Source organism: Novosphingobium sp. BL-S-20 (assembly GCF_055521635.1).
Genome location: NZ_CM145494.1, coordinates 470094 through 495903 on the forward strand (window position 1 = coordinate 470094; position 25810 = coordinate 495903).

Sequence of the window (25810 nt, forward strand, 5' to 3'; positions counted from 1 at the left end):
CCGTCTGATGCGATCCCTGCCGCTCTCTCTTGCCGCCCTATTGCTGCTGTCCGCCTGTCATTCCGGTGAAAATTCCGGGAGCGGAGATGCGCCTGCGAAGTCTGCCGATCCCTTTGCTTTCGTATCAGCCTCGAAGCAGGGGACTTCCGGGCAGGCCGACAATCCGGTGCTGCGGGCGCAAGTCGCGCTGGATCGGCGGGGGTTTTCGTCGGGCGTAATCGACGGGCGCGAGAGCGCTTCCTACGAACTGGCCTTGCGCGGCTTTCAGGAGGCGCGCGGGTTGCCGGTGAGTGGCAGGCTCGATCCGGCGACGCAGCAGGCGCTGGGTAACGATCCGGGCACACGCCGTGTCGTCATCCCCGCCGTTTTCGCGCGGGGACCTTTCGTGCCCGACTTGCCCAAGGACATGGCCGGGCAGGCGAAGTTCGACCATCTCGGCTATCGCCGTTTGTCCGAGGCGCTGGCAGAGCGCTTCCATACCACGCCGGACGTCCTGCTGGCGCTCAACGGATCGGGGACGGTGCTCGGCGCCGGGCGTGAGATACGCGTGCCGGACATTGCCGATGCGCCGCTCGTGCAGCTTGCCGATGACAAGACCGGCTGGGCGAAGACGCTGCAAAGCCTTGGCGTTCAGTCCGAGCAGCCCAAGGCGGACCATATTGTTGTCGACAAGTCGGACGGCGCGCTCAGGGCCTACGACGCGGGGAACAAGCTGATCGCGCAGTTCCCCGTCACCACCGGCAGCGGGCACGATCCGCTGCCGCTCGGCACCTGGAAGATCGTCGGCGAGGCGCGCAATCCGGACTATCACTTCAACCCCGACCTGTTCTGGGATGCGAAGAAGAACGCGAAGGACAAGCTCCTGCCGCCGGGGCCGAACGGTCCGGTCGGCGTGGTCTGGCTCGATCTTTCCAAGGCACACTACGGCATCCACGGCACGCCCGAGCCGCAGAATATCGGCAAGACCGAGAGTCACGGCTGCGTGCGCCTGACCAACTGGGATGCGGCGCGGCTGGCGCAAATGGTCTCGGCGGGGACGAAAGTCGTGTTTCAGGCCTGAACCGCCGGTCTGGTAAACGCGGCACTAACGCTGGCGGGGTGGACAGAGCCTGGGCCGGGATGGACCGAATCCGCCCGGCTTGCGCTCTACCCCACGGGAATCCTAGGCCTTTCAGGGCAAAATCCGCTTTCATACATCAAGGACCTGCCATGAAATTCCGCCCCACTCTTGCCCTTGCGATCGCCGCCGTTCCGGCTGCTCTCTTCGCCGTACCAGCTGCGGCGCAAGTGACGGCCGAGGCCAATGTGGCGCGCGCGGAAGGGGACTGGGGCGGCGAACTGGCGGTGGGCGTGCCGGTGATCTCGGACGGCGGCTTCAGCATCACGCCGGGCGCGGGCGTGTTCTTCCACCACCGCGACCATCCGGGCTACGTCAACCAGGACTCGCAGTGCTTCAGCAAGTCCAGCGGCGACCGCGTTTCGGACGGCAAGTGCGACAATTCGGGAACCAAGATCTTCGGCAAAGTCGAGGCGATGTACCGCCTGCCGACCGCGCTGGGCTTCGGCATCGGTGCGCGCCTGATCGGTGACGACGTGCGGGCTTACGGCACCGTGTCGATGCCGCTGCTGCCCCGGATCGACGTGAAGGGGAACTTCGGCGACCACTATCTGGCCGCCGGTCTCCAGGCCCGCTTCTGATGGTGAAAGTCGGGGCTTACCAGCCTTCGAGGAGGTCGAGGTAGGCCACCACATCGTTGTCGGTGGCGATGAACAGGCCGTCCTGCACCTCTTCGGGCTGACAGGCGGCCATGTCCATCGCTTCTGACAGCGAGCCGTAGAACAGGGTGCTCGCCGCGCCGCCCTCGGGGCCGGAATCGAGGTGGTAGAGGCGCACGGTGGCGTCGAGGTAGGTGGTGCGCATCAGTCCGTGCTTTCCGCTTCGGGGCCTTTCGCTTCGGGACGCTCGCGCCTGGCGCCCTCGACCGTGCGGGTGAGGCGCGCGGCTTCGGCCTCGGCGGCGCCGCGCTCGGCCTTGGTGCGGCCATGGCGCGCGCGGTTCTCGTCCGCCTGATGCTTGTCGGCATCGCGCGCCCTGGCCTTGCGGGCCATGCGGAGGTTGATGATCTCGGCCATGACGGCCATGTTACCGCCTGCGACCTGCGAGGGGAAGGGCGCGGCTCTCTGTTACATGCCGATGCCGAGGAGGCGGCCGATGAAGATCAGCGCGATGGCGCCGATGATCGAGGCCAGGCACCCGGCGCGCTGGAAGTCCGCCTGCCCGCGCGTGGTGACGAGACCGGCCACCAGCGAGCCGCCGATGCCGAGCAGGATCGTCGCGATCCATCCCATCTCGACCGCGCCGGGATAGAAGAAGCGCGCCAAGGCGCCGATGATGAGGCCGCTGATGATGGCGCTGATGATATTGATCATGTCTCGTCGAAGTCCTCGTTCAGGCCGAAGGGGTTGGCCGAAGTCTGCGCGTGCTAAAGTCGCGAGCGGGGCGCGGGTTGCAATCGGACCTCGTCGAAAGGGGTATCGAGCTCGACGGGAAGCGCAGCGGGATTCGCGGTCGCGGGCATTACTTCCCGAGAATGGGGACAATGCCGTTCAAGTGTCTCGACAGAGGGGAAATGTCCGCAAATCCAGCGACTCGTTTCGTCGCAAACACGATTCGCTTCATCGCCGTTTTATGTGGAAAAATTTTTAGCCGCGGTCTCGAAATAGCCTCTTGCGCGAGAGCTGGATGACGGAGTTCCCATGCGTCGCGAGGCGCCTTTGGCTGTAAAGAGGCAAGACCTGCCGGGCGTTTCCCCGGAGCCTGCCCTCTTGCGTCAATTTCCAGAACAGGCACTATGGGTTGTGGCGCGTTGATCGCGGGGCATCTAGACCTAGAGAAATCGTCCTTGGGCCGTCAGGTGTCCCGAAAGGCGGTTTTCCGGTGTCCGGAACCTCTTGCGAGCAGCGCGCGCCAGGGTCGGTCAGGAATTTCGTGATCTGTTTTCAGCCGTTCGCGGTGCGTCGAGCGACGAATCGGGACAGGCTTGGGAATGGGTGGGGCCGGACCTGGGGCAATGCTGAACGCGCTTTCTGGCGCTTCGATGACAGGGGCCGGAAACGGGTCCTGATGAACGGGTGGCTTTTAGCGGATTTTGAGCAAGCGGGGGCGAAATTGGATTTCAGGAACGGAAGCGACGCTGACGTGAACAGCTCCGACTTTATGCAGGCAGATATGATTCAGGATGATGGGCAGGTTGAAATGCCCGGTTTCGAGACTTCTCCGCGGGCTCCGGCCCCCACGATTGAAATGGTCAAGCCTGAAAAGGTCGCCGAAAAGGCGAAAACCGTAAAAAAGGCAGCGGCGAAAAAGGAAAAGGAGGCGGGCGATAGCCCGGCGATCGCGATGGACAAGACCGATACCGCTACGGCCGCTCTTGTGGCCGACGCCATGCTGGCGGCCGTTACTGCCGCGCCCGAAGCGAAGGCGCGTCCCGATTCAAAGACGATCAATGCGCGCCGCTTCACCATCGTCACCGACGATTCGCGTGACGCGCTGCTGACCGACTTCGGTAAGGAAACGCTCGACGACCGCTACCTGCTGCCCGGCGAGAAGTATCAGGACCTCTTCGCTCGCGTGGCCGATGCCTATGCGGACGATCAGGAGCACGCCCAGCGTCTCTACGACTATATCTCGAGGCTGTGGTTCATGCCTGCCACCCCCGTTCTTTCGAACGGCGGCACCGGGCGCGGTCTTCCCATCTCGTGCTACCTCAACTCGGTGGACGACAGCCTTGAGGGCATCGTCTCCACCTGGAACGAGAACGTCTGGCTTGCCTCGCGCGGCGGCGGCATCGGCACTTACTGGGGCAACGTGCGCGGCATCGGCGAGCCGGTTGGCCTCAACGGCAAGACCAGCGGCATTATTCCCTTCGTGCGCGTGATGGATTCGCTTACCCTCGCGATTTCGCAGGGTTCGCTGCGCCGCGGTTCGGCCGCCTGCTACCTCGACGTCTCGCACCCCGAGATCGAGGAGTTCCTGGAGATCCGCAAGACTTCGGGCGACTTCAACCGCAAGGCGCTCAACCTGCACCACGGCGTGCTGCTGACCGACGAGTTCATGGAAGCCGTCCGCGACGGCAAGGACTTCGACCTCAAGAGCCCCAAGGATGGTTCGGTGCGCGGCACCGTCCACGCCCGCTCGCTGTTCCAGAAGCTGGTCGAGGTCCGCCTCGCCACGGGTGAACCGTACCTCGTGTTCTCCGACACCGTGAACCGCACGATGCCCAAGCATCACCGCGATCTCGGCCTCAAGGTTTCGACCTCGAACCTCTGCTCGGAAATCACCCTGCCGACTGGCCGCGACCACCTCGGCAACGACCGCACGGCGGTGTGCTGCCTCTCCTCGCTCAACCTGGAAACCTGGGAAGAGTGGAAGGGCGAGAAGCGCTTCGTCGAAGACGTGCTGCGCTTCCTAGACAACGTCCTTCAGGACTACATCGACCGTGCGCCGGACGAGATGGCCCGCGCCCGCTATTCCGCCGCGCGCGAGCGTTCGGTCGGCATGGGCGTGATGGGTTATCACTCCTACCTCCAGAAGCGCGGCATCGCCTTCGAGAGCGCGATGGCCAAGGCGCTGAACATGCAGATGTTCCAGCACATCGCCGCCAAGGCGGACGAGGCTTCGCTCATGCTCGCGCAGGAGCGCGGCGCTTGCCCGGACGCGGCCGACATGGGCGTGATGCAGCGCTTCAGCTGCAAGATGGCGATCGCGCCCACCGCGTCGATCTCGATCATCTGCGGCGGCACTTCGGCCTGCATCGAGCCGATCCCGGCGAACATCTATACCCACAAGACGCTCTCGGGCAGCTTCGTGGTGAAGAACCCCTATCTGGAGAAGCTGCTCGCCTCGAAGAGCAAGGATTCCAACAACGTGTGGAATTCGATCCTGGAGCACGGCGGCTCGGTCCAGCACCTCGACTTCCTGACGCCGGACGAGAAGGCGGTCTACAAGACCAGCTTCGAGATCGATCAGCGCTGGCTGCTCGAATTCGCCGCCGACCGCACGCCCTATATCGACCAGGCGCAGTCGCTGAACCTGTTCATCCCGGCCGACGTCGACAAGTGGGACCTGATGATGCTGCACTTCCAGGCCTGGGAGAAGGGCATCAAGTCGCTCTATTACCTGCGCTCGAAGTCGGTGCAGCGCGCGGGCTTCGCCGGTGGCGGCGGCGTGGAGGCGGACAACACGCCTGAAGCGCCCAAGTTCGAGATCGGCGAGACCACCGACTACGACGAGTGCTTGGCCTGTCAGTGATCTGATTGCACAGGCGATTTCAAGGAGACCCCGGTGAGCCGAGCTTGCCGGGGTTTCTTCTTGCCTGCGCGGCATTCATTTTTCCGCGATTCCGCGCTCGAGCAATCGATCCGACTACATCGGATCGATTGCTCCAGGCTTCCGGTTTACCGCATTTTCCGAGTCATCAGGTGATTCCACCTGATTGGAAAATGCTCTAAGGGCCGCGCCATGCAGAATGGCTGTGCTCCCCTCACCCCTTCCGGCGATAGCGTCGGCCGTGCTCCGATATGTGTCGCGGCGCTCTATCAGTTCACCCGATTCGCGGATTTCGCCGCACTGCGGGCGCCGCTTCTGGCGCTTTGCGAGGAGGAGGGCATCAAGGGCACCTTGCTGCTCGCTGCAGAGGGTATCAACGGCACGGTCGCCGGTAGCCACGAAGGCATCGCACGCCTGCTTGTCCATGTGCGGGCATTGCCGGGCTGCGCGAACGTCGACGTAAAGCTCTCGGGTGCCGAGGACATGCCGTTCCACCGCATGAAAGTCCGCCTCAAGCGCGAGATCGTGACGATGGGCCAGCCCGATATCGATCCGCTCGCGGTGGTCGGCACTTATGTCGAGCCGCAGGACTGGAACGCGCTGATCTCCGATCCCGACACGATCGTGATCGACACCCGCAACGACTACGAAGTGGCGGTCGGCACGTTTGCAGGCGCCATCGACCCGCACACCGCGACCTTCCGCGATTTCCCCGAGTGGTTCCGCGCCGAGCGCGAGAAGCTGCTGGCGGCCAAGCGCGAAGGCGGGAAGCCGCCGAAAGTCGCGATGTTCTGCACCGGTGGTATTCGCTGCGAGAAATCCACCGCGTTCCTCAAGCAGGAAGGCGTGGAGGAAGTTTTCCACCTCAAGGGCGGCATCCTCAAGTACCTGGAAACGGTGCCCGAGGAAGAGAGCCTGTGGCAGGGCGAGTGCTTCGTGTTCGACCAGCGCGTCACCATCGGCCACGGCTTGGTGCAGGGCAGCCACGCGCTATGCCATGCCTGCCGCCGGCCGGTGAACGCCGAGGATCAGGCCTCGCCGCTCTACGAGGAGGGCGTGAGCTGCCCGGCCTGCCACCATGAGCGAAGCGACGAACAGCGTGCCTCCTATCGCGAGCGCCACCGCCAGGAAAACCTCGCTGCGGCACGCGGCGAACTTCACGTCGGCGCCGTGCGCAGGCCGGAGCATGCCGTCGATGACAATGCCGACTGACCCGATCCTCTACAGCTTCCGCCGCTGCCCTTACGCGATGCGGGCGCGGCTGGGGCTGCTGGTAAGCGGCATGACCTGGGAACTGCGCGAAGTGAAGCTTTCGGCCAAGCCGGCGGAAATGCTGGAAGCCTCGCCCAAGGGAACGGTGCCGGTTCTCGTACTGCCCGATGGTAGAGTGATCGATCAGAGCCTCGACATCATGCGTTGGGCCTTGAAACGCAATGATCCCGAAGGTTGGCTCGCACGCGACGACGAAGCGCTGATCGCCGTTAACGACGGACCGTTCAAGCACGACCTTGATCGCTACAAATACCCGGAACGCCACGGCAGCGATGCCGCCGCGCACCGAGAGAGCGGTCTCGCCTTTCTACTCGAACTCGATGCACGCCTGGTCCAGAGTCCCCAGCTTTGCGGCACGACACGCGGAATTGCCGACGCGGCTATTATGCCTTTCGTTCGCCAGTTCGCGGCAACCGATCCCGACTGGTTCGCGTCACAGTCTCTTGCGCGATTGCAAACGTGGTTAGCCGACCATCTGACATCTCCCCTGTTCTCGGCAACTATGTTCCGCACGCCGCCGTGGCAGTTTGGAAGTTAGTCAGTGTAAACACGGAGATGCGAGACACTTTTATCGAGGCTTAATCGTCGTTCGCGAAGTCTGGGGTGTAGATGCGATGCCAAGGCCCCTCACTTTCATATACTTCGTGCCAGCTTTCGGTGAGAGACGCTTCTGCCATCATGGCATCCTTAATGTCATCTTCATCGGGTAGATGGAGAACAGGCGTGCCTCCAAAAATGAATCCGCCCGATGGTAGCAACTTGTATTCGCATCCGTGGGGATCTGTTGACTCGTCAATTAGGTCATTAAGCTCATGCTCGGAGCAACAGAACACTCCGACGGCGACCTTGTTTTCGATTACTCGGACAAACCACGGCCCGTGGAGCTCAAGGGGCAGGATTTCGAACATGCTTATCCTTTCCATTTAGAGGCTGCTTTTCAAATTGTCGAAAGTGACGATTAGTTCAAAATCGGTCTTAAGGTCCTGCGGGCTCCGGGAGCGGCGCGGGAAATCAATCATTGGAATTGGATGTCTGATTGTTCATCCATTGGGTTACGGCGCTCTCCCGCCAGCCGCAGCGCCGCGCAGCGATGCGGACCGGCGCCAGGAAGGTTCCGGTTTTGACCTGGCGGTAGAGCGTCGCGCGAGACAGACCCGTGCGGTCGAGCACGGAATTGAGGCGCAGGAAACAATCAGGGGGCATCATGTCACGTGGCATGTCCTCCGATTTGATAAGGTGGACTGGCCGGCCAACCAGCAAGATTGGGCTAAACTGAGGCGGTTGCAAGTGCACTGAACCGCGCAGAACGGCGCGTAATCGCGCCAGGCTCCCCGAGCTGCATCGAATGGGACGTCATGGGACCTTTTGGACACCGAAAAAATTTGAGCACCGGACCCGGCGATTTCGGCTGCCGCGTCTCAAGGCGTCTCAGCGCAGCAGTGCGTTGTGGTTTTTCGCATTATGATGTGAGTGCTGGTCGTAATCTCCCCAAATGTGCTGGTTGAAAATTCCCCAGTTTGAGGACTGCGCCTGATCGGCATGGGGGCATGCCCCCATGCCGATCAGGCGGCACAATTATCCCTGCTGATGCCGAAGGAAGGGCGAGCAGGTGATAGGACTGAGGGAGGTCGTTTTGATCCAGGAACTCAAGAGACAGGGGCTGAGCATCAGCGCCATCGCGCGCCAGACCAGCCTCGACCGCAAGACCGTGAAGAAATATCTGGCCAACGGTCTGGAGGCGCCAACCTATTCGCCACGTAAACCCATAGCGAATGCCGTCGAGCCATATCGGGCCCATCTGCTGGAACGATTGGAGAGCTATCCCGGCCTTTCAGCACGCAGGCTGCATCGCGAAATCCGAGAGATGGGGTTCAAGGGAGCTTATTCCTCCCTGACCGAATATCTGCGCGAGGTCCGGCCGCCCGTGCCCAAGACCTATGAGCGGCGCTTCGAAACCGCCGCCGGCGTACAGGCTCAAGTTGATTTTGCCGAATTCCAGACGATCTTCACCAGCGAGCCTGGTGTCGTGCGCAAGGTCTGGCTGTTCAGCATGGTCCTGGGGCACAGTCGGTGGCTTTGGGGGCGGTTCTGCCCGAACCAGGGGCTGGAAACGGTGATGCGCTGCCATATCGCCGCCTTCGAAGCGATGGGGGGCTGCTGCAGCGAAATTCTCTACGACCGCATGAAGACCGCCGTCATCGGCGAGGACGCTGCCGGGGTGGTCACCTACAACGCCTCGCTGGTGGCGCTGTTGGCCCACTATGGCAGCGCCCCGAAAGCCTGCCAGCCTTACCGGGCCAAGACGAAGGGTAAGGTGGAAAGGCCGTTCGGCTATATCCGGCAGGATTTCTTCCTTGGCCGCAGCTTTCGTGATCTCGACGATCTGAACGCCCAGTTCGGCACATGGCGTGCCGATATCGCCAATGCCAGGCAGCACGCGACCACCGGGCGGATCGTGAAGGAGCATTTTGAGCAGGAACAGCCTCATCTGCTGCCGCTGCCCGGCATGCGCTACGACACGGTCCTGACGGTCGAACGGCGGATCAGCCGGGAAGGCATGGTCGCGGTGGCTGGCAATTATTACAGCGTACCCGATACCACTCGCCGCCGCGTGGTCGAAGTCCAGCATCACACGCATGAGGTGCGGATCTTCGAGGAAGGACAATTGATTGCCCAGCATCCCGTGATCGAGGGCAAGAACCGCAGGCGGGTCGAGCCCGGGCATCGCAAGGCACAGGCGGCGAAACCCGCACAACTCCTGCCCACAACCTCGGACAAGCCGGTCGGTCAGCGACCATTGACCTTTTACGGCGCCGTAGGTGATCGTCTGGCTGCTCTCAATGCCACAGGTGCTGCGTGATGTCCGTCTCCGACCGCATCCGGCAGAGCCTGCTGGCTCTCCACATGGCCCGTGCCCTGGAAACGCTCGATCACACGCTGGCCAGGCTGGAAAAGGGCGAAATCAGCGCGATCGAGGCCATCGACGACCTTCTGGCCGAGGAACTGAACTTGCGGGAGGGGCGGCGTATCGGCGTGGCATTGCGCACCGCCCGCCTCATGCCGGTCAAGACGCTCGAAAGCTTCGACTTCTCCTTCCAGCCTTCATTGGACCGGCATCGCATCACCGCACTCGCCCAACTCGAGTTCATCAACCGCGCGGAAGTTCTCCATTTTCTCGGGCCGCCCGGTACGGGCAAATCCCATCTGGCCACCGCCATCGGAGTGGCAGCGGTCAAAGCCGGGCGCAGCGTTTATCGCTGCTCGCTGGCCGAGCTGATCGAAGCGCTGACCAAGGCGGAGCGCGAAGGTCGTCTGGTCGAGAAAATCCGCTTCTACACCCGCGCGTCGCTTCTGATCGTCGACGAAATCGGCTACCTGCCCATCACTCCGGGCGGGGCTAACCTCTTCTTCCAACTCGTCAACGCCCGCTACGAAAAGGGCGCAATGATCCTAACCTCCAACCGCGGCTTCGCCGAGTGGGGCGAAGTCTTCGGTGATCCCGTCGTGGCCACCGCGCTACTGGACCGACTGCTTCACCATGCCGTCGTCGTTCAGATCGAAGGCGCAAGCTACCGATTGCGGCAACATGCCGATCTGATCCCCGAGCATACACGCGCCCACGCCAATCTCACCCCGCCGCCCGCTCCAAGGCGTCGCGGCAGGCCGCCTAAAAATGGAGCTGTCGATCATCTCAATGGCTGATCACCAAATCCGCGCTGGGGATTTTTGCACCAGCACTTCTGAGGAATATTCGATCAGCATTTACATATGACGACCGAAGGCTCGGGCGCGCTTCTGTGGCCCAACTTGAACAGTGCGTTTCGAAAATGCATTTTTGTTCAATGACATGCGCGCGCAGGCGCAAGTGTTACCACTACATTTTTGGGGTCGGTTGAGTTTGCAGAGGCTCAGGTTTGCGGTGGCAACTCGCTGATATTGGCCGGCAGCGCGATGCCGGTTGCCTTGAAGACATTCCCCACCTGGCCCGAGACGTGGGTACGGGTGGTAATGACCTTGCCGTCCTTTTCGATGGTGGCTTCCTGAAGACGATCGAGATCGTTGAGGAGCGGCTGCCATTCGGGCTGGAAGCCCTTTTCCTGACAAAGACGGGTGAGTTCCTTGGCCAGCGTCAGAGCGAGGAACGAGACAAACACATGGCCGCGGATAGCGGCATCGGACTGATGGAAGATGGGACGGGTATCGAAGCTCGCCTTGGCGACGCGGAACAGGGCTTCGACCTGAAGCAGGTCACGGTAGCGGATGGCCGCCTGCAGCGGGGTGATCCGGGCATTGGTGCGCAGCACGCTGATACCATCGTAGCGGGCCTCGTCAGCAAGCTTGCCCATGTCGATCTCGAAGGTCTTGCCGCTGGCCTTGAGATAGCGGCGATAAGCTGAGTTACCAACCAGGGCCTTGTCACCCTTCTTCAGCTGGGTCTGGAGGCCATCGATGATCGCTTGCCGATCGGCTTTGTCCTTCCTTGCCTCAGCTTCGTTGAGTGTGACGACATAGCGCTGGGCATCTGCGCCTTTGCCAACGCGCACTTCCTTGATCCACAGCTGAGTGTCTCCTGCCTGCCGCTCGAGAACCAGGGGCACCATCGGGGCCGTGTCGTTCAGCACGACATCGCGGATGACGCTGCTGGTGCGCTCTCGCGCACCCAGGATGTATTCCATGCCCAGCTCTTCAAGGGCGGCGATCGTATCGGCGCTGATCATGCCGCGATCGGCCACAACGCACGAGCGGGTGATGCCGAAGCGGGTGCGCAGGCGCGTGACGATGGGCATGAGCACCTTCACGTCAGCCGTGTTGCCCGGGACCATCTCGGTACAGATCGGACGCCCCTGGGCGTCGATCACGACGGCCAGGATCAGCTGGGCAAGCTCGGGCCGGTGGTCCTTGGAATAACCGCGCCGTCCCAGCGTGTCGCCGCCGGCGCCGTAGAACGAGAGCGACGTCGTATCCATGAATACAAGACTGAGGTCGGTGAACAGGTCTCGGCGGCGATCGAACAGCTTCTCCTCGATCACGTCTTTCACGCAGCGAGGTGCCAATCCCCCTTCTGCCTTCTCCTCGATCTCCTCGCCGAGCCAGGCCATGGCGCGATAGAAGTGATGGAGGGCAAGATCCTCGCTGCCGTCGATGGCGTAGCTCTCCATCCAGTCCAGGCAGGCTCGGTCCGAGCCGGAGACGAACAGGCGGTGCAGTGTGGCGACGAATACGGCGCGCTCCACGGCAAAGCCGAACTGGCGGCCTTCCAGCACCTCTTCCAGTACCGCATCGACACCAAGCCGCTGCCACAGGCGCCCGAACAGCAACGGGCCGCCAATCCTGCGAGCTGCGATCCGGCCTGCATCGATATCGGACAGAATGACGCTGCGTTCGGCGTGGCGGGCAATCGAGGCGGCCAGCCTGTCGAGTTCACCACTCGCGGCCAGCACATCCTTGCGGCCCAGAGCCTTGATCGTGCGCTGACGGACGGTTTTGCCCTCGCGCACACTCTCGACCAGGTAAAGATAGCGGTGCCCGCGAGCGACTCGTTCGACGACATACATGGTCAGGTTGTTACTACCTGCACCTGTGAAGATAAACCAAACCACCAGTCACAGGCGAAATGTTGTTAGCACACCCCATTTTGCCGCCAAATCCACTACCAGCAAAATCAGCTACTTAACGCCTGACGTTCCCCGCATGTTCTGCCAGCACTGTTCAACTTGGGTGTGGCTGAGCCTTCGGTCGTCGCCGGTCGCCTGCGACGAGGTGATGTCAGGACGGCGTCGCTCGCCGCCGGGACTGCGCATGGCCGGTCACATGGCAGACGTGATCAACGAGCCCGCGACCAGCACTCGCATCCGGTCGGGGGTGAAGCGCCGTCGTCCGGGAACTTGCCTTCGGTGAGGTGCATGCGGTTCCATTTCCAGTAGGGCGCCACCACTTGGTTGCCGTTCCGATCAGCGAACTTCTGAGATTAGCCGCAAACGAGCGGCGCTCCCGCCAGTCGCATAAATAATGAGCATTTTGCCGGAGCGCTCCCATCGTTTGGCTTTGCCCATGAGCCGCCAGAATTTCCCTGCGAAGTCTCCCTTATTCTTCTCCCCGCAGCCCATCGAAGTAAAGATAATGGGGCCGTCTGTGCCCGTGAACCCACCGGCGCTCGTCCACCGAACGTATGCCGAGCCGCCGCTGTTGCATTCCCACTTGCCTCCGATAGCCCCGTCAGCGCCCGTGAATAGCACTGCGGCCGGTGACTTAGTGCGCTTAGGGGCACCGTCCGTTCCCACGCTGATAACCTGTCATCGAGTGCCCGGTCTCTGATGCACAGCGGATTGCTCTGCCCGTGGTGTCAGGCGAACTGAGAAACTGACCCCCGCATTGCCTTGAGCAGAATGTTACCGGTAGGATCGCCGTCCCGACGGAGATGGAGACTGTTCTATCGTCCGGATTCGGGGAAGTCGGACGGTCATGGCAGTTGCTCTCCCGGCGCCAGGCACTGCGATGAACCATTGATGTGTACGACACATGGAAGCGACAAATTTGGGGCGCAAGCCGACCGGCGGTTTTTTGGCCTGCCAGCATAATTTGCTCGGCACAGTGGACCGATTGTGGGTCGAAAAACGGGCTTGATCACAACGGAAACTAATCGCGCGCTTCAGTGACATTACTTCTTGCGCGCCTTGCGAGCGGCGTAACGCGCGTCGCGGGCCGCTTTTCGCTCCGCTTCGGTAGGTTCCGGCGCTGGCCGCTCTGCTGCGATCCGTGCCGCCTTGTCCAAAGCGGCTTGCTCGCGAGCTTCCTTTGCCGCCCGACGTTTCTCGGCCTGCGCCTGTTCACGCACCTGCGCCTTCGCAATCCGTTCCGCCTGAACCACCGGGTCAATCGGGGGCTTTGCCTTCAGTTTCGCCAATGCCTTGGCCCGCGCCTCTGCCGCGGCGTTACGCCGAGCTTCGATGTCCGGCTCCTTGTACGCTACCATTCTCTAAAACCCACACAATGCTGGAAACAGGAAAGATGGAAGGATCCGCCGTATACGGGCCCTATGGATCAAGTCATTTGCGGATTGGGTCAGGCGATTTGCAGACTGCCTTGGCCACCCCGGCACCCTATCCTTTACTGCCTAGCTCGCTTTCTTCGCTTTGTGCTCGGCCAGAAGTTTATCGAGTTCGGCAATCCGGAGCCGTTCAGGTGTGTCCTTCGAAAGCCCTTTCAAACGGCATTCGGCCCACAAACTCCTGCGCTCGGACTCCAGAGCTTTGAGATAGAGGTCAGCCATTTTTCTTATTCCTTTTGACGGCGTTGGTCGAACCCCGTCGACGGTCGGGGGTGTTCTGTGAATTTCCGGAATCTTCAAGAACCAGTTTGCGCCAGCGTTGCAGCCGGGCAGGGCTCAGCATCCCGCTGCGCACCATTGCCTGCACCATGCAGCCAGGCTCGGAGACATGCTTGCAGTCGGTGAAGCGGCATTGCGGGGTCCACGCAGTGATATCGTCGAACACTTCGGCGATTCCGTCAGCGGCTTCCGGAAGATTGAACTCGCGCATGCCAGGTGTATCGATCAACCAGCCCCCGTCGATCGGACCATTGAGACGGTGCATTTGTCGCACTGTCGTCGTGTGCCGTCCCTTGCCGTCGTTTTCGCGAATGGGCTGGGTCGCGATGTCGGTTGATCCGCGCATGCTGTTGATCATCGTCGACTTGCCGACACCGGACGAGCCCAGCAGTACGACGGTTCTGCCCTTGCCGCAATACGGCGCCAACCCCGCAACGCTGCCGGTGTCGCGCCCGTTAATCAGTTCAACCTGCAGGCCGGGCTGCAGCCCCCGGGCGATGTCCACGAACTCTTGGGGTTCGGCCGCCAGGTCAGCCTTGGTCAGAACCACCACCGGCGTCACGCCAACCTCACGCGCCATGACGAGATAGCGCTCGAGCCGTGCCACATTGAAGTCGTGGTTGCACGATGTGACCACGAACACCGTATCGACGTTTGCGGCGATCAACTGGAGGCGACGTTTGTCCGTCGGGGCCTGCCGCTTGAAAAGGTTGATGCGGTCCAAGATCCTGACCGGCTCCAGCCTCGCCCGATCGACTATCAGCCAGTCCCCGACCGTGGCGCGGTCTTCAGCATCTTCCGCTGATGGCAGTGCGGACGGGATCATCCCGGTGAGACCGCTACCTGCAACCTCTATCCAGCCACGATGAACTGCGATGACACGCGCCGGGCAAAGTTCATCGCTGCGTTCATCCTCCTGCAGTTGGTTGCTGAAACTCGCTCTCCAACCGAGGTCGTGAAGGGTGGGGTCGGGCATATCCATCAGTAGGGCAGGCTCACTTCGCGCGGTAGACTCTAAGGAACGGGGTGCATGGAATTGGAACCGCAGGACGAAGAAGTCGCACGCGACCCACTCGTCTCCTATAAGGCTGCGGCTACACGCATATTCGGCGGTGCGCCATGCTATGAGAAATTAAAGCCCAGAAATTGAGCCTAACCAACCACTGCCACATCCTAGAAACCGGAAACGACAGCTTCCGCTTTCGGTAAGTGCCACGCGCGATTCTCCTCGAAAGGTCGAAGCGCGTAAGAGTGCCGTTCTGGTGGGCCATCCTTGTGAGTCCTCTCAAGGAGGTTTTGGTGCCATTTCGTGGCCCCATTTTGCTTAAGATGGCCTGGGACTGTCTGACAAACTCTTAGACCGGTGAGGCTCAAGAATGCCAGAATTCAGCCATTTTTGCGAGCGTTTGGGACGATCTGAGAGGGAAAAGTGGTGCGCTTGCGTGATGCGTGCCCTGATCTTCGGGTTCGTCGTGCTCATTCATGGCGATTTCTCGTGAGATTTCAGTGATGGGGGTTTGATTACGCTTACGTGACTCGAAATTCATGTCTAACTTGCTGTATAAAAATGGTTTATATTTCAGACTAGCCTAGTAGGCCCCCTGATAGGCCCCCAAAAAAGTTTTTGTACAAATTGGCAGAAGTTCGAGTCCTGGAGCAGAATTTCATACCTTGTTTTTGCATGCTTCAGGGCATTCGAAGGACCGGCGTGTGTTGACAACCGTTAGCCCTTGGGCCGGGCGACGATGCCCCATCGAGACGAACAGTTTTCTGAGATCCACGTCGGACATGCCGATTTTGGCGGCAAGGTCACGCATGGGTTCGGACCAGGCAAACTTGGTGAGGTCTTCAGGCAGAACCTGGATGCCGTTCCATGCAGGATAGTAGCGCGACATGGTCGTCCTTCGTAGGCAGGGGCCTGAATTTGTATTGAGTGGATAATGCAGATTGAAGTCCGGCTGTCCCGCGCGCTGCGCGGCCGGGCTCTATTTCGCTTTGCTCAACCGAGCCGCCTCACGGCGTCTCGTCCCTTCGGGTGACGATCCCTGACAGGGGCGGCCCGGTGGGCCGGATGTTGTCGCCGTGCCTGCGGCCCGGCGGCGTATGCCTCGGCTCCAGGGTGACGGGGGGCGTCACGGACCCATAGCCCCGCCATGGCGCGGCGCAACCTGGGCGTTGCCCAGGTCCTCCTCTTCGTTCCGGCCCCTCGGGTGCACCCCGCCATCTTGGCGAGGCTCCTGGTCCGCTCCTGCCGCCCCCCGCCACCCCGGCGCCGGGTCATGGCGGTTGAGAAAAGGAGTAGGGTAATGAGCCAGATTCAGCGTCTTGGCCTGTATGAAGAGGTCACGTTCCGCATCATCGCCGAGCTTGAAGAGGGACGGCTTCCCTGGGTGCGGCCATGGGACAGCGCGCGGTGTCCCTGCATGATGCCGCGCAATGCGGTGTCCGGGCGGATCTATTCGGGGATCAATGTCCTCATCCTGTGGTGCGAAGCGGTGGAACGCGAGTTCGCTTCGCAGCGCTGGCTGACTTATCGGCAGGCCGAAGCAGCAGGTGGGCATGTCCGGCGCGGCGAGAAGGGGACGGTCATCTGTTACGCTGATCGGTTCACGCCCAAGGACGAGGCCGAGAAGGCGAGGGGAGAGGATCGCGAGGCGCGCACGATCGCCTTTCTGAAGCGGTTTGTGGTCTTCAATGTCGATCAGATCGAAGGGCTGCCGGAGCGGTTTGAGGAGGCCGATACGGTGCTGGATCCGGTTATGGCGATTGCCGAGGTCGACCGGCTGATTGCCGCTACCGGCGCTGATTTTCGGATTGGCGGGGACGAGGCCTATTACTCTCCCAAGCATGACTATGTGCAAGTCCCGCCACAGGCTGCATTCCATGAACCGGTGAACTGGTTTCGCACGGCGCTCCACGAGCTGGGGCATTGGAGCGGGCATACCAGCCGTTTGAACCGGGATCATACCGGGCGGTTTGGATCGGCCTCCTACGCCAAGGAAGAGCTGGTCGCGGAGATGACGGCGGCCTTTGCCTGCGCTTCGCTCGGCATCCATCCGACGGTGCGGCACAGCGACTATATCGGCTCCTGGCTCGAGGTTCTGCGCGCTGATGAAAAGGCGATCTTTCGGGCGGCCAGTGCGGCCAGCAAGGCGGCCGATTTCCTCCTCGCATTCGGGGATGACGCGGCATGAGGGGGCCGCGGCTTTCGCTCTGGTGGCGGAGGGGGTGGGCTGCCCATCAAGCTCCATCTTCGCAGCCCGTCGTGCCGCCGGCCATCGACCTCGAGGCACTGGGGGAGCCGCCGCCCGGACTGCTGGAGCGGCTGGAGGCGGCCATGGCGGCGCTGCCCGGCGTGGACCGTGAAGTGTTCCTCGCTGCGCGCATCGACAACATGAGCTACGTGGAAATTGCCCGGCGCACCGGCCGTTCGGTGAAGGACATCGAGAGGCGGATGAGCAGGTCCATCGGTTTAATTACGCGCATACTGGAAGAAGGCGGCGGGCCATGAGCCTGCCGTCTTTTCCTTGCACCTGCCGCCCCTTACGACCACAGTCGAGCCAAGCCCATGAAGACCGATCTCGACCATCTCCCCGACCGCAAGCGCCACGATCTCGAACGCGTGGTGCAGATCATCTTTGCGGAATTCGAGGATGCACGCGCGCTTTCCACCCAGAAATGGAAGCGGGAAGGGCGGATCGCTCAGGTCATTCTCTATGGCTCCTACGCCCGGGGAAACTGGATCGAGGATCACGAAGGCGGGTACTATTCCGACTACGATATCCTCGTGATCGTCAACGACGAGCGGCTTGCCGATCCAGAATACTGGCACCGTGCGCAGGACCATCTGATGCGCGAATGGAGCATCGCTAAGCGTATCTCGGCGCCGGTGGGCATGGTGGTCCACAGCACGGCCGATGTGAACGGCCAGCTCTCGCGTAGCCGCCCCTTTTTCATGGATGTCGTGCGCGAGGGCGTGGTCCTTTATTCGCTGGAAGAACAGCACTTCGCGATGCCCAAGCCGCTGGATACGGCGGTGGCCTTTTCGGAGGCTGAGCAGAACTACAAGCAGTGGTTTGAGAGTGCGGTCGGCTTCTTGGATTCGGCGCAATACAACATCTCGAAGGGCCGACAAAACCATGGTGCATTCATGCTGCATCAGGCGACCGAGCACGCCTACCACGCCCTGTTACTGACGCTGACACTCTACAGCCCGAAATCGCACAACATCGAGTTTCTGCGGAACAAGAGCGAGGACATCGCCCGCGATCTGATCCCGGTGTGGCCGCGAGACACAAAGTTCGCTCGGCGATGTTTCGAGCTGCTTCAGCAGGCCTACGTCAAGGCAAGATACTCGCCTTACTACACGATCCGGGACGTCGAACTGGAGTGGGTCGTCCAGCGCGTGGAAATGCTCCATGCGCTGACGAAAGAGGCCTGCGAGACCCATCTGAGGAAGAAAGGCAGCCACATCTAGGCGCTCTGGTTCCTTCAAATCGAGCGTCCATTTCAGGGCGCCGCCGTGATCGGTGGCGCCCTTTTCCTATCGAACTTTCGGAGCGTAAGGCTGGTGTGATCCGATTGGTTCGCTGTTTGAATTCGTCTCCTTTGCCGGCCTGGTTACACCCGGAAAGGAGTATATGGCGGCATCTGCAAGCGAGACCAAATCGGCGAGCTTTGACCGGATATCACCCAGCAGGCCCCGTCCGAAACGGCCGCTGAATACCTCCGCAGACCTGTGAAAGTAGCAACAAGCAGGGTTCTTGATGTTGCCGTACGCGTGCCGTGGGAAGGTGGCCTCGCGCTTCCGGAGAATAGGGCAGAGGAGAGGGTGTGGAGGGCAGGAGAGGGTAAGAAGGGGGCAGGGCAAGTTAAAAGGCGTCGTCTCGCGCAGCGACCCAACTCATTGTCTGCACATCGTTTTTTGAGAGACTCGGGGCGTGGAATTACTGACCCTTGCCTCCACTGATGGAGGTTCGGCCTCGGAAATGGTGGGATTTGAATGGCTTGGGCTTGTACGGCGATGGAGGCCCTTGAAGCCACGTGCGCGCAATCCTTCATCGAGGTCTTTGCCAGCGAGGTACGCGCGATGGATGACGACTTCCAGGTATGGCTAGGCCATGTCGGCAAGGAACGGCCTCTTCGCCACGACCTGCGCCGTGCGGTCAATCAGGCCGGAGGCGCGCGGCGAACCTCGGGTGGCGGGAAGGGGCGTTTCACCGGTAGCCGGACTGGCCGTGGCGGCGTTACCGGAAAGTTGCTGGGAAGCGGCGATCGTTTTGGCGGGCCGCGCTCGCGCCGGGTCATCGTCAAGACCCGGTATGTGAAGCTGGCCGGGAAGGGCGCGAAGGCCGCCGTCGCGCACCTGCGTTACCTTCAGCGTGACGGCACCACCCGCGAGGGCGAACGCGGCACGCTCTACGGTCCGGAAATCGACGTGGCGGATGGCAAGGCCTTTCTCGAGCGCGGTGCCGGCGATCGCCACCAGTTCCGCTTCATCGTCTCGCCCGAGGACGGCCAGCACTACGAGGATTTGAAACACCTCACGCGCCGGCTGATGCAGCAGGTCGAAACTGACCTGGGTACCCGCCTCGAATGGGTGGCAGTCGATCACTACAACACCGGCCATCCTCATACCCACATCGTCGTGCGCGGCGTCGACGAGCGCGGCAAGGACCTGGTCATCGCCCGCGACTATATCAGCAGCGGTATTGCCGCCCGTGCTTCGGAGATCGTCAGCCTCGATCTCGGGCCACGCACCGAACTGGAAATCCAGGAAGCGCGGCGCTCCGAGATTACCGCCGAACGCTTCACCCGCCTCGATCGAACTTTGCTGACCTCGCTCGATGAGCAAGGACTGGCGCCCGCCTGGCACCGTGATCCTGTCGAGCAGGGCCTGCGCGCAGCGCGCCTTGGCACGCTCGCTCGCATGGGGCTCGCAATCGAAGAGGAGAAGGGCCGCTACCGCCTCGATCCCGATATCGAGAGTACCCTGCGGACGATGGGACGGCGCGGCGACATCATCGCCACAATGCATGAGCGCCTGAAAGCGCGCCCGGAACTGGCCCCCCACGACTATACCATCTTCGAGCCCGGCACGGACCGCGCCATCGTCGGGCGTATTGAGGCTCGCGGGCTCTCCGACGAGCACCGGGATCGCCATTACATGATTGTCGAGGCCACCGACGGCCGCACCCATTATGTCGACCTTGGACACGAACTGGCGGACGGTGCCATGCAGGGTCGGTTGGTCAGGATCGAGCAGGCGCGCTTCGGCACCCGTATTGCAGATCGCACCGTTGCCGAAATCGCCGCTGCCAATGGCGGGGCCTACAGCGTCGCGAAGCACCTTGCCCACGATCGCACGGCCACCCACGATTATGCCCAGGCCCATGTGCGGCGTCTGGAAGCCATTCGGCGTGCACAGGGCGGGGTGGAACGCCAACTCGACGGCACCTGGACAATCCCGGCAGATCATCTTGAGCGGGTTAAGCAGTACGAACAGCGCTTGAAGCAAAACCGTCCGGTCACAGTGGAGGTTCTGGCCGAACGGCCTCTGGAGCAACTGGTCCGGCATGATGGGCCGACCTGGCTCGACCGGCAATGCGTTGCGAAAGATCCCGAGCAGCTTCAGGGCCGAATGGGGGGCGAGGTGCGCGGCGCACTTCAGCAGCGCCGGCAGTGGCTGATCGAGCAGGATCTCGCCGAGCAGGACGGCAACACGATCCGCTTCAAGGCGAACCTCCTTGCCAACCTTCAGCAGCGCGAGCTTCGCCGCGTGGCTGGTCAGCTCGCGGACGAGCTAGGCATTCCCTTCGCAGAACACCGGCATACCCATATCGAAGGCACCTATCGCCGGGCCGTGGAGGTCGGCGGTGAGAAGTTTGCCCTGATCGAGAAGTCGCGGGAATTTACGCTGGTGCCTTGGCGCCCCGAACTGGAGAGGAACCTGAACCAGCAGGTGTCGGGGATCATGCGCGAAGCGGGAATCACCTGGCGGCGCGGGCTCGATCGCGGTGGGCCCGAAATCTCATGATGGTCACGAGATGCCGCGGAAAGTACCCTGCGTGCACCAGAGAGTGTCTTTCTCGACGACTGCCCGGCTGGCATCCTGGCGGGCATGCAGACGCGCAAGACCCGCCATCAGCTTTATCTGCCCGATCACCTCTCGGCGCGCCTCGACGCGCTGGCCGCGGAGCCTAGCAATTCCAAGACCGCGATCATGACCGAGGCGCTTGGCACTTGGTTCGAGCGACGTGAGGATGTCGAGGCGGAGAGACAATTCGGGAAGAATCTGGCGCAGCAGGTGAGGGTGGTCGAGCGGATCGAGCGGAGGCTCGATTACCTCACCGAAGTGGTTGGGCTGTTCGTGCGACATCAACTGACGCTGACGGCGCACCATCCGGGATTCGATGCGGTGACCCGAAAGCTGGGTCAGGCTCGATATGACGCCTTCGTCCGGCTGGTTGCGGAGCAGGCCGCTCGAAGCGGAGGCGAAAAGGCGGGTGAAGGTCGGATCCCGAGCAAAGGAGCGAAATGATGCACGAAGAAAGGTCGCGGGCAATAAGCAGCAAGCACGTCCATCCGGCGCTGACCGAGCCCTTGGCCGTCAGGATACCTGAAGCTTGCCGCCTGACCGGGATCGGCCGCTCGAAGCTCTATCAGATGATAGCCGACGGTTACATCGAGACCATCAAGGTCGGCGCTATCACCTTGGTGCCAATGCGAACATTGCGGCGGCTGATCGAGCGTCCTTGATTGGGACGCCGCGTAATTGATGTAGCCCCCATCCTGGGTGCTACGAAGTCGGATGACCGCTTCAATGCAGGAGAGTGACCAAGAAGGCAAATATTTTCAATCTGGAACGAGAAAAAGAAACGGCAATGCGAAGATTAATTAAACAACATTTGCGACTTTAGACTTTGAGAAGGCCGCTAAGCAATAGCTGTCTTTCGAGAGCGGGAATGTAAGACAACTTTGATCATCTGCAACCGGATAATCCTTTTCTTGACCGACGTCCTGCCCGGCCGGAAGGTTCCGTTGTAAGAGACCGTTTGAAAATTCGCGAAATGCGAATTTTGCGGTACCGGCCCTCTCCCCACCCCGCTACCCGTCGGTAGTATCCTGCGGGCGGCAGGGTGGGGAGAGGGCCGGTACCGCTACGAAAATGCCCCTGCGGGCTTTTTTCAACGGACTCTAAGCAGAGCTGACTGCAAATCGGATTGACTCATCTTCGTACCAGTAAAACGGGCCATGGTTCAGAAGCGTAGGGCTTTGCACTTCCACTTCCTAAACTGATCTCATGTCGCTAACGTCGAAGCGTGACATCGATTTGGCGTAGCCGAAATGCAGGTTTTTCAATGGTTTTCAACGCGGTTGGTCTCTTTGCAGTTTTGGCGGTGAATGATGTCGGATGAAGCGGCAAACCGTAAGATCATTGCGGAAGAACTGGCTAAAGATGCGCCCGACTGGAAGCGGATAGAGGACGCTAGTCGACGGGTCGTTGACAGCGATCCTTCGAGCGTACGTTTCTCGGTTGATGCAGCACACATCCAGCGCCTCGGGGAGCATCTGGTCGGGAAGCAGGAAACAGCGCTTTCCGAACTGATCAAGAACGGTTTCGATGCTGACGCATCGACGGTTTCCCTCAGCTTCGAAGGAGAGAAATCCCGCGGCGGAACTCTGACCATTGAGGATGACGGCCTTGGAATGACCGAAGAGGTCATTCGTGCTGCATGGATGAGAATTTCTACCAATTCTAAGACGGAAGAGCCCGTGTCATTGCGTTACAGGCGAACGCGGGCCGGGAAGAAGGGTATCGGGCGTTTCGCAGTCCAGCGCCTCGGCCGCAGGCTTGTGCTTACGACCAAGCCGGAAGGGAGTACTCAGGGCTATCGTGTCCATTTTGACTGGGATGCCGCCTTCACGCCGGGGCGCGACCTCAACGACGTCTTCAGTTCGATCGAGCGTTTCCAGAAGGAAGCCGACGAGCATGGAACCCGCTTGGAAATTGTCGACCTGCGCGATTCCTGGCCCAAAATGGCGATCGACAAGGTATGGCGGGCGGTCGTGCTCCTTCAGCCGCCTTTTGATCTAGCAGCTGCGCGTGAAAAGGCAGATCTCTCAACCCCTAAAGGCAGTTCCAAGGACGCCGCCGATGCGGCGATTGCTACGCCCGACGCGCCCGAACGCGACCCGGGGTTCCAGGTCACGATAAATGGTGTGCGCCAGGAAACGCAGGAAGAGCTGTTTTCCATCGAGAAGTCCTTCCTCGATTTGGCGCTTGCCAGGATCACGGCTACCATCGACGAGGAGGGCGTTGGCAGGGTGTATCTGCATTCGCAGAAGTTGGGCCTCGATGCGCAGGCAACAAGCGATGAGCGCTATCTGGCGACTGGCGCGTTGCAAGCCGAAACGCGATACTTCATTTACGCGCGTGACATGTTGTCCGGCCTTAGTCAGGATGTGGCCACGCGAATGGGGCGGGAGTACGGCGGTGTCCGTATTTACCGAAACGGGTTTCGCGTGCTCCCGTACGGCGAACCCAAGGATGACTGGCTTGGGTTCGATGCTGACACTGCTCGCCGCAATATTCTGTTGCCTGCATCCAATCGTAACTTCTTCGGAGAGGTCAGGCTTAGCGCGAAGCAAAACCCTCTTTTCGAAGAAACCAGCAGCCGCGAAGGACTGCTTGAGAACGAAGCGTTTGACGAACTCCGTTCCTTCGTCCGCTGGGCCCTAGAGTGGGCGATCACGCGCGTCGGCGAAATCCGTGAGCGAAAACTCACGGCCCATGCGCCGGATTTCGTCTCACGAAAGCGTCCATCCGATCTGCTCAAAGATCTTCGTAGCGCGAACTCTTCGTCTCAAAGGGAGGACGGTGAGGGCGTGCCACCGGCCGCTATCCCGGACGGCGCACCCGCAATTGCTCCGCGGCCTGTCACCGATGCGCAGTTGGCCGAGATCGAGGCTGCGCAGATCGCTTTTGAACAGGAGGTCGAAGCCAGTCGTGCTGCTTCTCTCGAGTACGAAGAAATGCTGCGCATTCTGGCGTCCCTTGGTCTTTCAATCAGCGTGTTCGGCCATGAGGTAAAGGGCGCGCGCGGTGCGATGGCATCCAACATCATTCTGATGAAAGAAGCGATCGGGGAACTGCCCGATGGAAATGCGCGGACTGAACTCGACGAGCGTCAGATCGAGTTGTCACACGCAGCTGACCGATTGTTCGACATCGGAGGATACATCGCTGGACTTATGACCAGTACCGAAGTGCGCGCGCTGCGGGACCTATCGGTCGTTGGTGCGATCGAGCGGTTCCGGAAACAGTTCAGCGATTACATGGGTCGGCAAAAAGTCGAGTTCGCCGTCGATGTTCAACCAAAGCATATCCGCACGGCGCCTGTGCATGGCAGCGAACTCGATTCCGTGCTGCTGAACTTCCTCACGAACTCCATCAAGTCGATGGCTCGTGCCAAGGTTTCGCCCCGCAAGGTTCGGGTCGAAGCGCGGCTGGAAGGCGAGCACATCGTGATTGCCTTCGAGGACAATGGTGCAGGTATTGCCGCAGAAGACCGGGATAAGGTATTCAACGCCTTCTTCACAACGACCGGGGGCTCGGCTAAGGATGAAGTTGCCGGACCTGGCACGGGTCTCGGTCTCAAGATTGTCTCGGATATTGCGAGCAGTTATGGCGGCAGCGTTGGCGTTGCAGACCCGTCCGAAGGATACACCTGCCGCATGGAATTCCGGATCCTGGCTCATAAGTCGTCTGTGAGTGCGTCATGACCATGAAGGGGATCTTTGTCGATGATCAGGATCGCAGCGTCGCAGCGCTGATCACAACCCGTGATACGCTCGACTTCGAATACATGCAGGTCGACCGGCTTACACACCTTGCGCAGGCGATCATCGCGAAAGCACCTCTTGTTGTTGCCCTTGATTATCGGCTCGACGAGGATTTCGACAAGATCGATCCGACTGATGGCTACAAGGGCAGTGCCCTTGCCCAGCACCTGCGGGATGAATCTATCAGTCGACCGGGCTCAGATTTCAGCATTGTGTTGGTCTCGGCGGAAATGAACATTTCCAGCGTCTACGAACCTGACAGGACTGCGCACGATCTGTTCGATCGGGTCTACCCCAAGGAACAGATCGAGAAGAACCGTAGCGACGTGCAGCAGGAGCTGATTGCTCTTGGCGCTGCCTATTCGAACCTCAGGTCGATGGCGCCTGACTTCAAGGTCGCTGCGATCCTGTCCCTGAACGAGAGCGAGGAAGAACAGGTTCTCTCGCAAGACCTGAAATTCCCGATAGAAACGGCAGCGGCCCCTCACATTGTGGTGAGGACGGTCCTCAAAACCATAATCCTACAGCCCGGCCTCCTTTTGGACGACGCGGACGCGGCCGCGATCCTGGGCATTGAGCAAGATAGTTTTGAAGGATTGATCGCGGTACTTGAGGATGCAGGGCTGAAGTACGACGGACTGCTGTCAACAGGTTGGCGGCGATGGTGGGCGCATCGCCTTGAAGAGTGGGCGCACGATACCTTCAAAGGACAGGCCACGTCCCTGTCGGCCGCTAAGCGAGCGGGATTGCTCAACCATCGGTTCGGGACCACGGTCGTGCCCGCCCACTCCCCTTGGAACGATGCGACAGATGAGCTGATTGCCGTGGCATGTGGGGTCTGCAGGCGACCTGTGGAGATGCGCCACACCGTCACATCGTTCCAGCCGCAATTGCCCAGATATGCAAGACGTCGTAAAATCTGCTGGGATTGCATTCAGTTGGACAGGCACGACGACGCCAGAATACCCATTGACGAGACTGATGAAGAGATGGTCGCCGTCATCAAGGTCGCTGAACGTACTGAACATTGAAACTGG

26 protein-coding genes are annotated in these 25810 nt (G+C 61.0%); 15 read left to right on the plus strand and 11 right to left on the minus strand.

Annotated features, from left to right (window positions below; all coding sequences use genetic code 11):
• Window positions 1-7: 7 nt before the first annotated feature.
• Both ACZ1II_RS09965 and ACZ1II_RS09970 read left to right on the plus strand, forming a co-directional pair.
• The gene (locus ACZ1II_RS09965; protein WP_465146285.1) at window positions 8-1060 is read left to right on the plus strand and encodes a L,D-transpeptidase family protein; all 1053 of its coding nucleotides are present in this window, start codon (window positions 8-10) and stop codon (window positions 1058-1060) included.
• Window positions 1061-1209: 149 nt separating this feature from the next.
• Window positions 1210-1698, plus strand: coding sequence for a hypothetical protein (locus ACZ1II_RS09970; protein WP_465146286.1), 489 nt, complete (start codon window positions 1210-1212; stop codon window positions 1696-1698).
• A gap of 16 nt (window positions 1699-1714) precedes the next feature.
• On the opposite strand, the gene ACZ1II_RS09975 is transcribed toward ACZ1II_RS09970, so the two are convergent.
• Genes ACZ1II_RS09975 through ACZ1II_RS09985 form a run of 3 tightly spaced genes read right to left on the minus strand, consistent with a single transcriptional unit; the run spans window position 1715 to window position 2430 of the window.
• Window positions 1715-1921, minus strand: coding sequence for a hypothetical protein (locus tag ACZ1II_RS09975; protein WP_465146287.1), 207 nt, complete (start codon window positions 1919-1921; stop codon window positions 1715-1717).
• Entirely contained in the window at window positions 1921-2142 is a 222-nt protein-coding gene (locus ACZ1II_RS09980) for a DUF4169 family protein (protein ID WP_465146288.1), read from the minus strand. Before ACZ1II_RS09980 ends, ACZ1II_RS09975 begins: the two co-directional genes overlap by 1 nt.
• A gap of 42 nt (window positions 2143-2184) precedes the next feature.
• Window positions 2185-2430, minus strand: coding sequence for a GlsB/YeaQ/YmgE family stress response membrane protein (locus ACZ1II_RS09985; protein ID WP_147216752.1), 246 nt, complete (start codon window positions 2428-2430; stop codon window positions 2185-2187).
• Window positions 2431-3400: 970 nt separating this feature from the next.
• Between ACZ1II_RS09985 and ACZ1II_RS09990 the strand changes: the two genes are divergently transcribed.
• The 3 genes from ACZ1II_RS09990 (at window position 3401) to ACZ1II_RS10000 (ending at window position 7139) form a co-directional block, all read left to right on the plus strand.
• Entirely contained in the window at window positions 3401-5311 is a 1911-nt protein-coding gene (locus ACZ1II_RS09990) for a ribonucleoside-diphosphate reductase subunit alpha (RefSeq protein ID WP_465147274.1), read from the plus strand.
• A gap of 210 nt (window positions 5312-5521) precedes the next feature.
• Window positions 5522-6541 carry an oxygen-dependent tRNA uridine(34) hydroxylase TrhO gene (gene trhO / locus ACZ1II_RS09995; RefSeq protein ID WP_465146289.1) on the plus strand — a complete coding sequence of 340 codons (1020 nt, stop codon included), beginning with the start codon at window positions 5522-5524 and terminating at the stop codon, window positions 6539-6541.
• Entirely contained in the window at window positions 6531-7139 is a 609-nt protein-coding gene (locus tag ACZ1II_RS10000) for a glutathione S-transferase (RefSeq protein WP_465147275.1), read from the plus strand. The genes trhO and ACZ1II_RS10000 overlap by 11 nt, the downstream gene beginning before the upstream one ends.
• Before the next feature lie 40 nt (window positions 7140-7179).
• Here the strand turns inward: ACZ1II_RS10000 and ACZ1II_RS10005 are convergent, their stop codons facing one another.
• Complete coding sequence (locus tag ACZ1II_RS10005; RefSeq protein WP_465146290.1) at window positions 7180-7509, minus strand: hypothetical protein; 330 nt, start codon at window positions 7507-7509, stop codon at window positions 7180-7182.
• A gap of 103 nt (window positions 7510-7612) precedes the next feature.
• Window positions 7613-7819 carry a helix-turn-helix transcriptional regulator gene (locus tag ACZ1II_RS10010; protein WP_465146291.1) on the minus strand — a complete coding sequence of 69 codons (207 nt, stop codon included), beginning with the start codon at window positions 7817-7819 and terminating at the stop codon, window positions 7613-7615.
• Window positions 7820-8210: 391 nt separating this feature from the next.
• Here ACZ1II_RS10010 and istA point away from each other — a divergent pair, with 391 nt between their 5' ends.
• On the plus strand, window positions 8211-9461 hold the full coding sequence (istA, locus tag ACZ1II_RS10015; protein ID WP_465144065.1) for an IS21 family transposase: 1251 nt from the start codon (window positions 8211-8213) through the stop codon (window positions 9459-9461).
• Window positions 9461-10303, plus strand: a complete 843-nt coding sequence (istB, locus tag ACZ1II_RS10020; RefSeq protein WP_222614186.1) for an IS21-like element helper ATPase IstB — start codon at window positions 9461-9463, stop codon at window positions 10301-10303. Before istA ends, istB begins: the two co-directional genes overlap by 1 nt.
• Window positions 10304-10509: 206 nt before the next feature.
• On the opposite strand, the gene ACZ1II_RS10025 is transcribed toward istB, so the two are convergent.
• The 6 genes from ACZ1II_RS10025 to ACZ1II_RS10050 all read right to left on the minus strand — a co-directional run bounded on the left by ACZ1II_RS10025 (window position 10510) and on the right by ACZ1II_RS10050 (window position 15823).
• Window positions 10510-12156 (minus strand): IS1634 family transposase, encoded by a 1647-nt coding sequence (locus ACZ1II_RS10025; protein WP_465144544.1) that lies wholly within the window; start codon window positions 12154-12156, stop codon window positions 10510-10512.
• Window positions 12157-12552: 396 nt separating this feature from the next.
• Window positions 12553-12882: an META domain-containing protein gene (locus ACZ1II_RS10030; protein WP_465146292.1), complete on the minus strand. Its 330-nt coding sequence runs from the start codon at window positions 12880-12882 to the stop codon at window positions 12553-12555.
• 377 nt (window positions 12883-13259) lie between these two features.
• Window positions 13260-13574: a DUF6481 family protein gene (locus ACZ1II_RS10035; protein ID WP_465146293.1), complete on the minus strand. Its 315-nt coding sequence runs from the start codon at window positions 13572-13574 to the stop codon at window positions 13260-13262.
• Between the two features lie 141 nt (window positions 13575-13715).
• Window positions 13716-13871 (minus strand): hypothetical protein, encoded by a 156-nt coding sequence (locus ACZ1II_RS10040; protein ID WP_465146294.1) that lies wholly within the window; start codon window positions 13869-13871, stop codon window positions 13716-13718.
• Window positions 13864-14910, minus strand: coding sequence for a ribosome small subunit-dependent GTPase A (gene rsgA, locus ACZ1II_RS10045; RefSeq protein WP_465146295.1), 1047 nt, complete (start codon window positions 14908-14910; stop codon window positions 13864-13866). The genes ACZ1II_RS10040 and rsgA overlap by 8 nt, the downstream gene beginning before the upstream one ends.
• 682 nt (window positions 14911-15592) lie before the next feature.
• The gene (locus ACZ1II_RS10050; protein WP_465146296.1) at window positions 15593-15823 is read right to left on the minus strand and encodes a hypothetical protein; all 231 of its coding nucleotides are present in this window, start codon (window positions 15821-15823) and stop codon (window positions 15593-15595) included.
• A 411-nt stretch (window positions 15824-16234) separates the two neighbouring features.
• On the opposite strand from ACZ1II_RS10050, the gene ACZ1II_RS10055 reads away from it, so the two are divergent.
• The 8 genes from ACZ1II_RS10055 to ACZ1II_RS10090 all read left to right on the plus strand — a co-directional run bounded on the left by ACZ1II_RS10055 (window position 16235) and on the right by ACZ1II_RS10090 (window position 25804).
• Entirely contained in the window at window positions 16235-17122 is an 888-nt protein-coding gene (locus ACZ1II_RS10055) for an ArdC family protein (protein WP_465146297.1), read from the plus strand.
• Window positions 17119-17439, plus strand: a complete 321-nt coding sequence (locus ACZ1II_RS10060; protein WP_465146298.1) for an RNA polymerase sigma factor — start codon at window positions 17119-17121, stop codon at window positions 17437-17439. The genes ACZ1II_RS10055 and ACZ1II_RS10060 overlap by 4 nt, the downstream gene beginning before the upstream one ends.
• 57 nt (window positions 17440-17496) lie before the next feature.
• Window positions 17497-18405, plus strand: a complete 909-nt coding sequence (locus tag ACZ1II_RS10065; RefSeq protein WP_465146299.1) for a nucleotidyltransferase and HEPN domain-containing protein — start codon at window positions 17497-17499, stop codon at window positions 18403-18405.
• A 546-nt stretch (window positions 18406-18951) separates the two neighbouring features.
• The gene (gene rlxS / locus ACZ1II_RS10070; protein ID WP_465146300.1) at window positions 18952-20964 is read left to right on the plus strand and encodes a relaxase/mobilization nuclease RlxS; all 2013 of its coding nucleotides are present in this window, start codon (window positions 18952-18954) and stop codon (window positions 20962-20964) included.
• 84 nt (window positions 20965-21048) lie between these two features.
• Window positions 21049-21468, plus strand: a complete 420-nt coding sequence (locus ACZ1II_RS10075) for a CopG family transcriptional regulator (RefSeq protein ID WP_465146301.1) — start codon at window positions 21049-21051, stop codon at window positions 21466-21468.
• Entirely contained in the window at window positions 21465-21686 is a 222-nt protein-coding gene (locus ACZ1II_RS10080) for a helix-turn-helix domain-containing protein (RefSeq protein WP_465146302.1), read from the plus strand. Before ACZ1II_RS10075 ends, ACZ1II_RS10080 begins: the two co-directional genes overlap by 4 nt.
• A 648-nt stretch (window positions 21687-22334) precedes the next feature.
• Entirely contained in the window at window positions 22335-24713 is a 2379-nt protein-coding gene (locus ACZ1II_RS10085) for a sensor histidine kinase (RefSeq protein ID WP_465146303.1), read from the plus strand.
• Window positions 24710-25804: a hypothetical protein gene (locus ACZ1II_RS10090; RefSeq protein ID WP_465146304.1), complete on the plus strand. Its 1095-nt coding sequence runs from the start codon at window positions 24710-24712 to the stop codon at window positions 25802-25804. Before ACZ1II_RS10085 ends, ACZ1II_RS10090 begins: the two co-directional genes overlap by 4 nt.
• Window positions 25805-25810: the final 6 nt, after the last annotated feature.